This window comes from Amycolatopsis coloradensis, from assembly GCF_037997115.1.
Taxonomy (GTDB): Bacteria; Actinomycetota; Actinomycetes; order Mycobacteriales; family Pseudonocardiaceae; genus Amycolatopsis; species Amycolatopsis coloradensis_A.
Genome location: NZ_CP150484.1, coordinates 5637197 through 5650797, shown reverse-complemented (window position 1 = coordinate 5650797; position 13601 = coordinate 5637197). Strand labels below are relative to the sequence as shown.

The following is a 13601-nucleotide window of genomic DNA, read 5'->3' as shown; positions in this document are numbered from 1 at the left end:
CGCCCGTTCAGCGGGCTGAACGGATCAGTGCGGCCAGACACCGATGAAGGCCGGGCTTCCGACCGGATAAGTGCCGATCAGGCGCCAGGTCGCGCGTTCGTAGGCCTGGATCGCGTCGGAGTTCTGCGACGCGACATAACAATGCTCGCCGACAACGGAGAAGTGCCGCGGCCATGCGCCGGTCCGATGGTCGGCGACGGCCTGCGGAAGCACACCGTCGAACGTGAACTCCGTGATCCTCTCGGGACCCCGGTTCGACAGGAACAGCCGGTCTTCGTGCAGGACGAGCTGTGCCGGGAGGTTCTCGCCGCCGGGTTCGAGCGTCGCGGGAACGGAGTTCTCGACGGCGAACGTGCCTGGTGGCTCTTCGCGCACCGTCACCAGCGAGGCGGCCAGTTCGCCGACGACGTACGCGTGATTTGTGCCGGGACGCCGGACCAGTTGCCGCGGACCGGTCCCCGCGGGCAGCGTCGACACCGACAAGGGGATCAGCTCGCCCTCCTCGCCGAGGCGGTAGCCGCGGATCTCGTCCGTGCCCAGGTCGACCGCGCTGACCAGTGTCCCGGTCTCGTCGACGACGGCCATGTGGACGTGCGCCGTCTCCTGCCGTTCGGTGTCCGGGCCGCTGCCTTCGTGCCGGACCAGCGCCGTCCGCACGGTGGGCACTCCGTCCGGGCCCAGCGCGAAAGCGGCCAGGCTGCCGCCGCTGTAGTTGGCGCACAACAGGTACCGGCCATCGGGAGTGACCGCCAGGTGGCACGGATCAGCGCCGCCGGTCGGCAGCGAGTTCAGCGCCGACAGCGTGCCGTCTGCGGCGACGGCCACCGCGGTGATCGCGCCTTCGGCCGTTTCGTTCACGGCGTACAGCACGGGAAGCGCGGGATGTGGGGTCAGCCAGCTCGGCGAGTCCAGCGCGAGCGAACCCGCCGGGGTCAGCTCCCCGGTCCGTGCGTCACGCCGGAACGTGCCGATGCCCTCGCCACTGCCGTTGCTCACCGCGGTGTAGGAGCCGGCGATGAGCAGAGTCGGGCCATCATTCGCAGAAGTCACGAAGCACACTGTGCAGCAAGCCGAGGCGGAGGTGAAGCCCTCGCGCGTGGCTCACCACGCGCGAGGGGAGCCGTCACTTCAGCGAGTTGTCCACCGTGGTCATGAGGGATCCGGTGTCACCGGACATCTCCCAGGCCATGACCCCGAGCAGCCCTCTGGTCTTGAGCCAGGCCACCTTCTGCTGGATGGACCAGGCGTCGTCGAAGGTCCACCATTGCCCTCCGTTGCCCGTGTAGCACGACGTGGCCACGGCCGCGGTGTCGTGCTGGACGGCGCAGTTGGGGACACTGGCCAAGAGATTCGCGTAACCACGAGTACCTGCTTCCTCGGCGAACTGGCCTGGCGCGGCTCCGGTCGCGCTCTGCCATTCGCCCTTCTTGCCGCCGTCCGCGACCCCTTGCCAGCCTCTCCCGTAGAAGGCGAGGCCGAGGGTGAGTTTCCGTGGATTGGCCCCGGCATCGGTGTAGGCGTTGATCGCCGACTCCACGCTGAACTTGAAGTTGTACGGATCGTCCGCGTCGGCGTAGAGGTTCCCCTGGTGGCCGGTGCGGTTCGGCTCCCACGAGTTGTCGCTGCCGGAGCCGTGGAAGTCATAGCCCTGCACGTTCGCGACGTCGAGGTAGTCGAAGATCTTCGGGATCTCCCAGCCGCCCTTCACCTTCGCCGGGTCGGCGGGGGTGAACGCCTGCAGTTCGTACCGTTTGCCGGTGGTCGCGCCGTAGGCGTCCATCTGCGTGCGGAACTCGGCGAGCAGAGCGGTCAGGTTCGTCTTGTCGTTGGCGCTCCAGTGGTTCCCGGGGTGCCCGTCGGGGCTGCCCGGCCACTCCCAGTCGATGTCGATGCCGTCGAAGATGCCTGCGGCCGTACCCGGACCGCCGGCGCCGCCGTACGGCTTCACGTTCCCCTTGAGGTACGTGTCGATGCACGACGCGACGAACTTCTGCCGCGACGCGGGCGTGGCCGCGACGTCGGAGAAGTACTTCGAGTAGGTCCAGCCGCCCAAGGAGATGAGGATCTTCAGGTTGGGGTACTTGGCCTTGAGCTTCTTCAGCTGGTTGAAGTTGCCGCGCAGCGTCTCCCAGCCGGTGTCGCCGACGCCGTCGACGGACTGGGCGGCGGACATCGGCCGTGAGTAGTCGGCTTCCGCGTCGCCGGCGCCGTCCCCCTGGTTCGGGTCCTGGGGATTCGACGTCGTCCCCTTGGTGACACCCGAAAGGCAGGTGTGGTTGACCGGGTCTATGTTCCCGAAGGCGTACAGCAGATGGGTCAGCTTGGCGGCGGACCCGTTGGTCACCAGGTTCTTGACGAAGAACTGGCGGCCGTAGATGCCCCACTGGACGAAGTAGCCGACCCGGGCGTACCCGTTCACGATGTCGCCGGTGCGAGCGCTGACGGCGGCGCTGGCGGCGGAGACGTTGTCGTAACCGTCGCGGGCTTTGACCGTGAAAGAGTACGAAGTGGACGGTGAAAGCCCGGTCACCGTCGCGGTCGTCCCGGTCACCGTGGTGGCGAGGGAAGTGCCGCGGTAGACGTCGTAGGAGACGACGCCGGTGTTGTCGGTGGACGCGTTCCACGCCAGCGAGATCGAGCCCGAGGTGACCGCGGTCGAGCGGAGGTTCGAAGGCACGGTCGGTGCCTGGGTGTCGTCGCTCGGGTTGTTGGTGGTCACCGCCAGTGCCGGGGTGGGCGGGGACTTGGCGTCCTTCCGGTCCTTGGCGACGACGGTGAAGCTGTACGCCGTGTTCGGCGTCAGGCCGGTGATCCTCGCTTCGGTGCCGGTGACCGAGGCCGCCAGCGTGGTGCCCTGGTAGACGTCGTAGCCGACGACGGGCAGGGAGCCCGGGGCGGCGGCGTTCCAGGCCAGCGCGGCGGTCGTGGTCGTCTTCGCCACGAGCCGCAGGTTGGACGGTGTCGACGGCGGTGTGTCGCCGGAACCGTCGCAGTTCGCGTCGTCGATCCGGCACGTGAGCGGGTTGACCGCGGAACTGAGCCGGAACGACGGGCTGTAGGGGTAGGTCGAACGGCCCGGCGCGAGCGATTTGATGTAGAACGCCGGGGTGAGGGTGACCTGGTCGCCCGACTGGGAGACCGTGGCGTGCGAGCCGCTCGTGGCGGTCACGCCGGCGGGGACGGTGAAGGTGATGGACCAGTCGGCGACGGTTTCGCCGCTGGGGTTGGTGACGGTGTACTCACCGGTGGTTCCGGCCAAGGTGAAGGCGGCGCGGAGGCGGCCCGCCGCCAACGCCGGACTCCCCGCGGCCACGAGGAGCCCGGCGGCGAAGAGTGTCACGGTGAGTGCGCTGAGTAGTCGTTTTCTGGTGCGTCTCATGGCGGTTCTCTCCAAAAGAGGCGTCGAGACTGAACCTGAGCTGAACTGGCGCGATGTGGTCTAGACCACGCTTGAATGTAGCGCGGCTCGCATAAAAGGTCTAGACCGATTCGGCGGGCGTGAACCCGTTCGGCCGCGAGCGCGGATAGCAGGTGACACCGACGAACGGCGAAAGCCGGCTCATGAGCTCATCTGGGGAGGATCCGGTCGGGCGCATCGGGCCCGCCGCCACCGAGGACGCGCTGGGGGAGGTATTCCTGGTGGCGCCGGCGCCGCGAGGAGGCCAGGGAACTGAAGCTGCGCGAAGCCCTCGGTCCGCCGCCAGAGTAGAAGGGCACGCCGAGCGCGTCGCCGAACAGGTGACCGCCGAGGCGACGGGGAAGCTGCTGGAGAAGGCCTGGGCTACGAGGAGGCGGCTTCGGCACTGGGCATTCCGCTCAGGCGCCAGGACACCACGACTGCGAAGGAGATCTCCACTCATGGATGAGCTGAAGCTGATCGCCGAGCGGACCGGATCGGTCCCGTTCGCGGAATCCGGCGCACTCGCCTCGGCGCGGGCGCGCCGGATGGCCGAGGCCGCCGCCGGAACAGAAACGTGGTGCCGCTGCCGAAACGGCGGCGCTGGGTCTGGGCCTGGGTGCGGGCGGCCGGGCTGGCCGAGGCCATCACCGCTGTCGTCGCTCTGGCCCCGGTCGAGGAGGTCGGTCTCGAACCGCCCGCGGCCGCCGCGGATCCCGTCATGGTTCTCCGCAATGCCGTCGCGGCCGCGCTGAAGACACCGGGCACGTCACCGAAGCCGAGCCAGTTCGTCTATACGAAGACCAGGCAACCCGACGGCGAGCGGGAATCGTGGCTTTCGGCCGATGGCACCCACGACGGGGTGATCAAGGCGGCGGACGGCGGTTTCTTCCCGGTTCCGGGCTGCCGGAACGGGCGGGCGCAGGTGTACAAGGGCGAGGAGCCGCTCAAGGGCGTCGCGGAGCCGTGCACGCCGAGACCCGCCTACCGGACGGATCTCCCTCTCCGATGCGGACGCGATGTTCGCCTACCTCAACAGCAGCCATAGCGGCGCGAAGGGCGACTCCAACGCGATGGGCAAGGACCTCCTCGCGCTGACCACCGAGAGCCATCTTCCGCCGGTCGTCCAGTCGGCTCTGTTCGCCGCGGCGGCATCACCTGGCCGCTCGGCCCGGAGGACGACCCCAAGGTGGCGAATCCCGTCGTGATCGTCTTCGCCGCCGATACCTTCCGGTACTTGGGCACGAATTCGACCGCGGTGACCGCGTCCGGCCCGGTGGACGCGGTCGGTCAGCGGCCGTGGCGGCTCAGCGGCCGGTGAAGGTCGCCTTCCCGGGACCGTCGGCGAGGAACGACTTCACCGCCGCACGCAGGTCCTCGGTGTCGAAGAGCCCGGCGGCGATCGTCGTGATGTGTTCATTCGCCTCGGCGACGCCGCCGTGCTCGTAGTGTTCCAGGACCTTCTTGGTGGCGGCGTGCGCCTTTGTCGGCCCCTGGGCGAGGTCGGTCGCGAAGGCGCGTGCGGCCTCGTCGAAGCCGTCCACCGGGAGCACCCGGTTGACCACGTTCCAGCGTTCGAGTGTCGCGGCGTCGTAGGTCGCGCCCGTCATCACGAATTCCTTGGCGCGGCCGACGCCGGCGCGGGCGGCGAGCCGCTGCGTGCCGCCCATGGTCGGGGTCAGGCCGACGACCCGTTCGACCAGGCCGAACTTGGCCTTCTCGCTCGCGAGGATGAGGTCGCAGGCGACCGCGACCTCGAACGCCCACGTCAGGCACAGGCCGTGGGCGGCGAACACGGTGGGGAACGGGAGCGCGGCGATCCGGTCGGGGATCGCCAGCATCTCGTCGAAGAGCACCTTCGCCTCGGCCGCGCTCGACTGGGCGTCGAACAGGGAGACGTCCACGCCGCCGCTGACGATCTTCCCTTCGGCGCGGATCAGCGCCGCGCGGGGCGGCGTGGCCTCCAGTTCACCGATCGCCTCGCCCAGTTCGGCCTGCAGATCCGCCGTGTAGAGGTTCAGCGGCGGCGAAGCGATGGTCAGGACGGCGAGGTCGTCTTCACGGTCGAGGCGGATCGAGGCGGCCAAGGCGGGTTCCCTCCGATGGGTCGTTTTCCGTGACCCTAGCCCGATGCCCCCACGAGTTCGTCCCATTGCGCCTGTGCTTCTGGTCGCCATTCGACGTGCTTGCGGTGGAACAGGTCCGCCGCGCGCACGCCGCTCCAACCGTCGGGGAGAAGTTTTAGCGGAAGCCGGGGATCGAGGAAGGGGAAGCTGCGCCATTCGTGGACGAGTTCGGTCTGCGCGCGCAGGACACCGCGTTCACCGGAGGGGCGCAGACCGGTGAACCGGTCGATGAAGTCCTCGTAGCGGTCCTTGAGGTCACTCAGGTCCCAGGACCGCGCGACCATCGTCTCCTGATCGCCGACGTCACCGTAGGCGGCGGTGAACGACATCGCCTGCGCGTCGAGGCCGAGCTCTTGCACGATCTGCTGGGCCTCCCGTTGGCGGCTGAGATCCGGGCTGACCCAGACACCGGCCACCGGCGAACCGAACCCGGCCCACGTCAGGCGGGTGCGCAGCCTGTGCCGGAGATCCCGCTTCGCTTCGGGGACCGACACGATCAGCATCAGCCAGCGATCGTCCCAGGTCTTCTCCTCGTTGCCGAACGCGTAGATCCGTTCCGCGCCTTCGGTCAGGAGGCGCCTGCCGGGTGGAGTGAGCGACCAGCGCACTCTTCGTCCGACGCGTTCGGAGACGACCCAGCCCTCGGCGGAGGAACGGGCCAGCGCCTGCCGTGCGGACTTCTCCTCGATGTCCAGCACGCGCAGCGCCTCGACCAGCGTCGAGGTCCAGATCGCTTGGTCACGGGGCAGGACGTACTCGCCGAGGATCGTCATCAGCAGCGACCGCGCGCTGGCATGACCGACTTCCCGCCGCCTGCTCAACGTCGGCCTACGGGTACCGCCTTTCTGCTGGTGGACGACGGGGACCGGGGTGGCGGAGTCCGCCATTTGCTGTCACCGACCTCATGCTCGGGGATTCGTTCGGGTCCAGAAGAACAACCAGGTTACCCACGTTCCGTGATCGCTTGGATACTTGCCACTCTTCCGAGGGACCACGAGGTGTCCAATCGGCCCCCGTAGACTTACCGATCTCATGAGCGCCACACTCGTTGCCAAGAATCTCGCCGCCGGCCACGGCGACCGCGTTCTGTTCTCCGGTCTCGACCTGGTCGTCGCGCCCGGCGAAGTGATCGGTCTCGTCGGTGTCAACGGGGCGGGCAAGTCGACCCTGCTGAAGACCCTCGGCGGCCTCGTCCCGCCGGAAGAGGGCAGCGTCCGGCTGAACCCGCCGACGGCCACCGTCGGTCACCTCCCGCAGGAGCCGGAACGCCGTGAGGGTGAGTCCGTCCGCGCGTTCCTCTCCCGGCGCACCGGCGTCACCGCCGCACAGGCCGCGCTCGACGCCGCCACCGAAGCGCTCACCGCGGGCGAACCCGGCGCGGACGACGCGTACGGTCTCGCGCTCGACCGCTGGCTCGCGCTCGGCGGGGCCGACCTGGACGACAGGGCGGGCGAGATCGTCGCGGATCTCGGGCTCGCCGTGAACCTCGACCAGCCGATGCTGTCGTTGTCGGGCGGGCAGGCGGCCCGAGCGGGGATGGCGTCGCTGCTGCTGAGCCGGTACGACATCTTCCTGCTCGACGAGCCGACCAACGACCTCGACCTCGACGGGCTGGAACGGCTCGAACGGTTCGTGACCGGGTTGCGCGCCGGGACCGTGCTGGTCAGCCACGACCGGGAATTCCTCGCCCGCACCGTGGACCGCGTCGTCGAACTCGACTACGCGCAGCAGCAGGTGCGGACCTACGGTGGCGGGTACGAGTCGTACCTGGAGGAACGCGCCGTCGCGCGGCGGCACGCCCGTGAGGAGTACGAGGAGTTCGCGAACACCAAGGCCTCACTCGAAGCGCGTGGCGCGATGCAGCGTTCGTGGATGGAGAAGGGCGTCAAGAACGCCCGGCGCAAGGCCACCGACAACGACAAGGTGGGCCGCAAGTTCCGGAGCGAGGCGACGGAGAAGCAGGCGTCGAAGGCGCGGCAGACCGACCGCATGATCGAGCGGCTCGAAGTCGTCGAGGAACCGCGCAAGGAATGGGAACTGCGGATGGAGATCGCCGCCGCACCCCGGGCGGGAGCGGTCGTGGCGACCCTGCGCGGCGCGGTGGTGCGGCGGGGCGAGTTCACCCTCGGCCCGGTGGACCTGCAGATCGACTGGGCGGACAAGGTCGCGATCACCGGGGCCAACGGCGCCGGGAAGTCGACGCTGCTCGCGGCGTTGCTCGGCCGGGTCCCGGCCGACGAAGGCGCTGTGTCACTCGGTTCCGGTGTCGTGGTCGGTGAGGTCGACCAGGCGCGGAAGCTGTTCCTCGGCGACCTTCCGCTCGTCGAGGCCTTCGCCCGCGAGGTCCCGGAACTTGCCGACGCCGACGTGCGGACGCTGCTGGCGAAGTACGGGCTCAAGGCCGCGCACGTCCTCCGGTCCGCGGCCACGCTGTCGCCGGGGGAGCGGACCCGGTCCGCGCTGGCGCTGCTGCAGGCACGCGGGGTGAACCTGCTCGTGCTCGACGAGCCGACGAACCACCTCGACCTGCCCGCGATCGAGCAACTGGAGTCGGCGCTGGCGGAGTATCCGGGGACGCTGCTGCTGGTGACGCACGACCGCCGGATGCTGGACGCGGTGGCGACGACGCGGCGGCTGGAAGTCGCCGAGGGCAAGGTCACGGAACTCTGAGCATTTAGAGGACTGAATGCGGCAGGGGGTCAGCCCTTGGTCGCCCCGCCGGTCAGCCCCTTCACGAACTGCTTCTGCAAAGCCAGGTAGAAGATCAGCACCGGAAGCGTCGCCAGGAACATCAGCGCGAACACGCTGCCGAGATCCGCCTGGTACTGCCCGATCGAGCGGTAGATCCCGGTGGTGATCGTCGTGCCCTGGCTGGGCCCGAGGATGATCAACGGGTCGATGAAGTCGTTCCAGATCCACACCCCGAGGAAGATCAGCACACTCGCCGTGGCCGGGCGCAGCAGCGGGAACACGATCCGCCAGAACACCTGCGTCCGGCTAGCGCCGTCGAGCAGCGCGGCTTCCTCGAGTTCCACCGGCACCCCGCGGATGAATCCGGTGAACACGAAGACTCCGAACGGCACGTAGTAGCCGACGTTGAACAGCACCAAGCCCTGGATCGTCGCCATCAACCCGGTCAGCCGCAGCACCTCGGTGACCGGGATGAGGATCACCTGCGGCGGGATCATCAAGCCGGCCAACAGGATCAGCGCGAGCACCTTGGTCCATCGCTTGCCGGAACGTGCCAGGTAGTGCCCGAGCATGGCCGAGAGCACGGTCAGCACGATGATCGACAGCAGGGTGACGAGCAGGCTGTTCGCCAGGCTCACCCAGAACAGGCCGTCGGGCCGCGTGAGGACGGCGTGGATGTTGGTCAGCGTCGGTGGCAGCGGGACCGACGCCGGCTCCTGGGCGATCTGGTCGCCGGGTTTGAAGACGTTGACGAGCACGTAGTACAGCGGCACGGCGAAGAGCGCGCTCGCCAGGATCGCCGCGGCGGGCCGGAGTTTCGTGGTCACAGGTCCACCTCCCGCCGCCGCAGGAACCGCAGCACGATCGTGGTCAGGGCCGCCACGATCACCAGCATCACCACGGCCATCGCGGACGCGTAGCCGACGTGGTTCGCGTCGAGGCCGGTGGCGAGGACGTCGAACGCGATGGTGGCCGTGGTCCCCGAACCCGGCCCGCCGTTGGTGACCACCTTGACGTAGTCGTAGGTCTTGAACGCCGAGATCAGCAGGACGACGGTGTTGATCGTCAGCGACGGCGCGAGCAGCGGCCAGGTCACCGCGCGGAACCGGCGGACCGGTCCGGCGCCGTCGATCTCCGCGGCCTCCAGCAGTTCGGCCGGGACACCTTGCAGGCCCGCGAGATACACGACCACGCAGAATCCCAGCATCTGCCAGCACACGATCGACGCGACCGAGTACAGCGCGAGATCAGGATCCGAAAGCCAGCCCGGCGGGTGCTCGACGCCGAGGGCGCGGAGCGCGTCGTTGACCGGGCCCCGGTCGTCGAGCAGTTTCGTCCAGATGATGCTCACCACGACGGAGCTGAGGATCACGGGCGTGAAGAACACGCTCCGCAAAACGTTGTACAGCCAGCCTTTCCGGTCGAGCAGCAACGCGACGCCGAGCCCCAGCACGTTCGGGACGACCACGACGATCACGGTCAGGATCGTCGTGACGCGCAGCGCGGTCAGGAACTGTTCGTCCTGGAACAGCGACCGGTAGTTCTCGAGGCCCACGAATTCCGCGGGCGGGTTGAACGGATTGTGGTTCGTCAGGCTGTAGCCGAAGCTGATGAGGATCGGCGCCATGACGAAGCAGAGGTAGATGACGACTCCGGGCGCGCCGAACGAGGCGAAATGCCACACCCGCGGCAGGATCGGTTTTCTCCCCATCGTGGTGTCAGCGTGCCTTCGCCCATTCGGTGTCCAGGAACGCGCACGCGTCGGCCACCGTTTTGCGGCCGGTGATGACGTCCTGCGCGGCCTGGTAGACCTTGTCCTTCATCCCCGGCAGGAGCCCGTCGTCCGCGGTTTCCCAGCTGAAGGCGTTCACGATCGCGTTCTTCGCGACGGCTTCCCGGTACAGGTCGTAGCCCGCCTTGAAAACCGGGCCGACGTCGGAGGGCGGCGTGTATCCCTTGATCGCGGGGAACAGGCCATCGGCCTTGACCGAGGCGTCGATCTGCTCCTTGTCGAGTTGGAACGCGAGCGCGAACTTCCTTGCCGCGTCGAGGTTCCGCGATTTGGCGTTGACGACGATGCCGCCGCCGGTGTAGGCGGGCACGACAAGTTTCCCGTCCTCGGAGGGGAAATTGAAGACGCCGATCTCGAACGGCGGCTTCTTGGCGTCGGCACTGGCGGCGAACCAGTTGCCCATCGGATACATGGCGCCTTCACCGTTGAGGAACGCCGCCTCGGTCGCCGAGTAGTCCCGCGCGACCTGGGTCTTGTCGAGGTAGCCCTTGGCCACCAGGTCGGCGAACTTGCCGAATGCCTGCTGGAAGGCCGGATCCGTGAACTTGATCTGGTCGGCCCGGCGCTGGGACAGCCAGTCCGGTGTCCTGCCGTAGACGTCGACGCTGACCAAGCCGTCCAGCAGCATCGCGGACGGGAACCCTTCCTTGCCGCCGCCGATGGTGAACGGGGTGATGCCCTTCGCCTTCAGTTTCTCCGACGCGGCGAGGAGTTCGTTCCACGTCTTCGGCGTCGACGTGATCCCGGCGTCGGCGAAGAGCTTCTTGTTGTAGTAGATCGGCGGGATGGTCTGGGTGTTGGCGGGCAGCTGATGGTGTCCGCCCTTGATCGGGTTGGCCGCCGGGAACTGGAAGTCCTTGAGCTCCTCGGGTGTCCACGCGTAGAGGTTGCCCGATTCGGCGAAACCGGCGGAGTCCACGGCGATCGCGACGTCGGGGAACTGGCCGGACTGCAACAGCTGCTTGGCGTAGCCGGTGCGGTCGGTCGACGGGGCGACCAGTTTCTTCACGCTCAGGCCGGGATCGCGGTCGGTGACGCGTTTGATGGCGGAGTCCCAATAGGACGGTGGGAGGTTCGGCGTCTCGAACGTCAGGAAGGTGATCTCGCCGCCGGAGGCGTTCGTCCCGCCGCCGACGGTGCATCCGGTGAGGCTCGCGGCGAGGAGTAGTGCGGCTCCCAACGCGAAGGACCTTCTCATGCCCCAGTCACCCTTCTCGCGGCGATGCACGGCGTCTCATATACGACGGCATTCGATCGGATGTCTAGAGTGATGTCAAGCGGCTTCTGTGGCTCAAATGCGCCGAAAAGGGGTGATACATCTGATCTATCTGGCAGCTCAGAGCTTCTTCAGCCGGATCACGACGCTGGCGAAGTCGCCCTCCGGCAAACCCGGGAACAGGCCGTGTGCCAGGAGCGAGACACCGTGCCACACCTTTCCGGTGTCCTCGTCGCGGTAGCGGGCGGAGGGGTCGAGTCCGTCGAGCCGGACCGATCTTTCGTGAGTGTGGAAATGTGCCGCTTGCCGGAACACGAACACCACCGCGCGTCCACCGTCGGCCGCCACGTACTGCAGCGCGGAGACGCCATCGGTGGCAGGCGGCACGAGACGATGGAGCCTGCCGTGCTGGACGATGGGCCGGATCTCCTTGTACAGCGCGATCTGTTCGCGCGCGTGGGCCAGCTCCTCCTCGGACCACCTCACGATGTCGCCGCCGATGCCGAGCACCCCGGCCATCGCGACGTGGAACCGGAAGCGCAGCGGCGTGGATCGCCCGGTGACGAAGTTGGGATCGTCGGTGACCCACGCCGACATCGCCCGCGCCGGGTACACCTGGCCGTAGCCGTGCTGGATGACGAGCCGGTCGAGCGCGTCGGTGTTGTCGGAAGTCCAGACCTGGTCCGCCCTGGCCATGATCCCGAGATCGATCCGGCCGCCACCGCCGCTGCACGCCTCGATCCGCAGCCCGGGATGGCGGGCGCGCAGGCGGTCCATGATCGCGTAGACCGAGCGGGTGTGCTCCACCCAAAGCCTGTCCGGATCGCTGTCGGCCGGCCAGCCCGCCTCGCTGAACGGGCGGTTCATGTCCCATTTCAGGAAGTCGATCCCGTGTGCGCCGACGAGGGAGTCGAGCGTGCCGAACGCCCACTCGGCGACGTCCGGGCGGGCGAAGTTGAGGACCAGTTGCCGCCGGAGCTCCGACCGAGTCCGATGTGGATGATGGAGGACCCAGTCGGGGTGGGCCCGGTGGAGATCGCTGTCCGGATTGACCATTTCGGGTTCGACCCAGAGCCCGAACTTCATGCCGAGGCGGTGCACTTCGCCGACGAGCGGTTCGAGGCCGTCGGGGAACTTGTCCCGGTTGACCTGCCAGTCGCCGAGGCCGGCGTGGTCGCCGCTCCGGGCACCGAACCAGCCGTCGTCCACCACGAACAGTTCCACGCCGAGCGATGCCGCCCTTTTCGCGAGCGCGCGTTGTCCCGCGTCGTTGACGCCGAATCCCGTTGCCTCCCAGGAGTTGTAGAGCACCGGCCGAAGCTCGCCGGGATGCGGGAGGACATGGTCGATCGTGTACGCGTGCCAGGCGCGGCTCGCGGCACCGAATCCGCCGCCGGTGTACAGCCCGGCGAAAACCGGCGTGGTGAGCGTGTCGCCGGGCGCGAGCCGGGGGATGACGCCGTCTTGGCCGAAACCGCCGGTCACGGTGAGGCGGCCGGTGGACGATCGGGTGGTGGTGATCCGCCACGAACCGCTCCACGCGAGCACGGCGCTGTAGACCTCGCCGTGCCGCTCTGTAGTTTCGCCGTCGTCGAGCATCACCCACGGATTGGCGTGATGGCTCGTGATGCCGCGCCTGCTGCCGAACGTCGTTTCGCCGTGGGGGACGGGCTCGCGGAGCAGTTGGCTTTCGGCTGCCCAGCGGCCGGTGACGTGGCTGATCCGGTAGTCCGGCCGGACCGGCACGACCCAGGTCGCCGAGTCGGCCCGGATGATCTCGATCGGGCCGTCCGTGCCGTCGTGGCCGAGTTCGGTCCAGCGCTCGATGACGTCGGTGCCTGCCGGGACGCGGTAGCCGAGCGTGATCCGGAGGGGGTAGTGGCGATCGCGGAACCGGACGCGCAACTGTCCGCCGTCGATGTCATGGCCGAGGTAGCGCCATTCGAGGGGCCGGGTCCCGTCGGCGAACCGGACCTGGAGGGCGGGGGTCCAGTACCGGGTGCCGCCGTCGGCGGCGAGTTCGTCGAGTCCCTCGTTGGGATCGTTGAAGGCGTCCCAGCGTTCTTTGGTCCGGGGCAGGATTTCGGTGACCTGGTCTGCGGTGAGTGCGGGACCCCAGTAGACGTGGGAGGGCGTGTCGTCCTCGGTCAGCCTGAGCGCGTAACTCGTGGATGCCGTGCCGATGAGCCAGGAACGGGTGTTCTCGTCGAAAACGATCTCGGCCACGGGGCCATCCTGGCGCCGAACGGTGGCGGCGGCCAGAGGGCTCCCGCTCGGCGGTACATCGGGTTTCGTGAGTGGGCCGTCCGATCACGCCGGACGGACGACACGCTTGTGGGGATGGACGACTCTCGGCGAAGTCCGGGCCGTGTCGTCCAT

11 protein-coding genes are annotated in these 13601 nt (G+C 68.2%); 3 read left to right on the top strand and 8 right to left on the bottom strand.

Going from position 1 to position 13601, the window contains the following annotated elements:
* Nucleotides 1-24 precede the first annotated feature (24 nt).
* Together LCL61_RS26445 and LCL61_RS26440 are read right to left on the bottom strand one after the other, a co-directional pair.
* The gene (locus tag LCL61_RS26445; RefSeq protein WP_340682209.1) at nt 25-1050 is read right to left on the bottom strand and encodes a lactonase family protein; all 1026 of its coding nucleotides are present in this window, start codon (nt 1048-1050) and stop codon (nt 25-27) included.
* A gap of 73 nt (nt 1051-1123) precedes the next feature.
* Nucleotides 1124-3340: a glycosyl hydrolase family 18 protein gene (locus LCL61_RS26440; protein ID WP_340688685.1), complete on the bottom strand. Its 2217-nt coding sequence runs from the start codon at nt 3338-3340 to the stop codon at nt 1124-1126.
* Nucleotides 3341-3974: 634 nt separating this feature from the next.
* Between LCL61_RS26440 and LCL61_RS26435 the strand changes: the two genes are divergently transcribed.
* Both LCL61_RS26435 and LCL61_RS26430 read left to right on the top strand, forming a co-directional pair.
* Nucleotides 3975-4445: a hypothetical protein gene (locus tag LCL61_RS26435; RefSeq protein WP_340682208.1), complete on the top strand. Its 471-nt coding sequence runs from the start codon at nt 3975-3977 to the stop codon at nt 4443-4445.
* A gap of 141 nt (nt 4446-4586) precedes the next feature.
* Entirely contained in the window at nt 4587-4718 is a 132-nt protein-coding gene (locus tag LCL61_RS26430; protein WP_340682207.1) for a hypothetical protein, read from the top strand.
* Here LCL61_RS26430 and LCL61_RS26425 read toward each other — a convergent pair.
* A complete protein-coding gene (locus LCL61_RS26425) occupies nt 4705-5484 on the bottom strand; it encodes an enoyl-CoA hydratase/isomerase family protein (RefSeq protein ID WP_340682206.1) in 780 nt (259 codons plus the stop codon). The genes LCL61_RS26430 and LCL61_RS26425 overlap by 14 nt on opposite strands.
* Nucleotides 5485-5519: 35 nt before the next feature.
* The gene (locus tag LCL61_RS26420; protein ID WP_340688684.1) at nt 5520-6296 is read right to left on the bottom strand and encodes a PaaX family transcriptional regulator; all 777 of its coding nucleotides are present in this window, start codon (nt 6294-6296) and stop codon (nt 5520-5522) included.
* A 259-nt stretch (nt 6297-6555) separates the two neighbouring features.
* On the opposite strand from LCL61_RS26420, the gene LCL61_RS26415 reads away from it, so the two are divergent.
* On the top strand, nt 6556-8193 hold the full coding sequence (locus tag LCL61_RS26415; protein ID WP_340682205.1) for an ABC-F family ATP-binding cassette domain-containing protein: 1638 nt from the start codon (nt 6556-6558) through the stop codon (nt 8191-8193).
* A 29-nt stretch (nt 8194-8222) separates the two neighbouring features.
* Here the strand turns inward: LCL61_RS26415 and LCL61_RS26410 are convergent, their stop codons facing one another.
* The 4 genes from LCL61_RS26410 to LCL61_RS26395 all read right to left on the bottom strand — a co-directional run bounded on the left by LCL61_RS26410 (nt 8223) and on the right by LCL61_RS26395 (nt 13448).
* Nucleotides 8223-9041 carry a carbohydrate ABC transporter permease gene (locus tag LCL61_RS26410; RefSeq protein ID WP_340682204.1) on the bottom strand — a complete coding sequence of 273 codons (819 nt, stop codon included), beginning with the start codon at nt 9039-9041 and terminating at the stop codon, nt 8223-8225.
* Nucleotides 9038-9925 carry a sugar ABC transporter permease gene (locus tag LCL61_RS26405; RefSeq protein WP_340682203.1) on the bottom strand — a complete coding sequence of 296 codons (888 nt, stop codon included), beginning with the start codon at nt 9923-9925 and terminating at the stop codon, nt 9038-9040. Before LCL61_RS26405 ends, LCL61_RS26410 begins: the two co-directional genes overlap by 4 nt.
* A 7-nt stretch (nt 9926-9932) precedes the next feature.
* Nucleotides 9933-11204 (bottom strand): extracellular solute-binding protein, encoded by a 1272-nt coding sequence (locus LCL61_RS26400; protein ID WP_340682202.1) that lies wholly within the window; start codon nt 11202-11204, stop codon nt 9933-9935.
* 138 nt (nt 11205-11342) lie between these two features.
* Nucleotides 11343-13448 (bottom strand): alpha-galactosidase, encoded by a 2106-nt coding sequence (locus LCL61_RS26395; RefSeq protein ID WP_340682201.1) that lies wholly within the window; start codon nt 13446-13448, stop codon nt 11343-11345.
* Nucleotides 13449-13601 lie beyond the last annotated feature (153 nt).

Coding starts and splice junctions, on each gene's coding strand:
- LCL61_RS26420 (WP_340688684.1), bottom strand. CDS start 6,296: ATGACGATCCTCGGCGAGTACGTCCTGCCCCGTGACCAAGCGATCTGG.
- LCL61_RS26415 (WP_340682205.1), top strand. CDS start 6,556: ATGAGCGCCACACTCGTTGCCAAGAATCTCGCCGCCGGCCACGGCGAC.
- LCL61_RS26405 (WP_340682203.1), bottom strand. CDS start 9,925: ATGGGGAGAAAACCGATCCTGCCGCGGGTGTGGCATTTCGCCTCGTTC.
- LCL61_RS26400 (WP_340682202.1), bottom strand. CDS start 11,204: ATGAGAAGGTCCTTCGCGTTGGGAGCCGCACTACTCCTCGCCGCGAGC.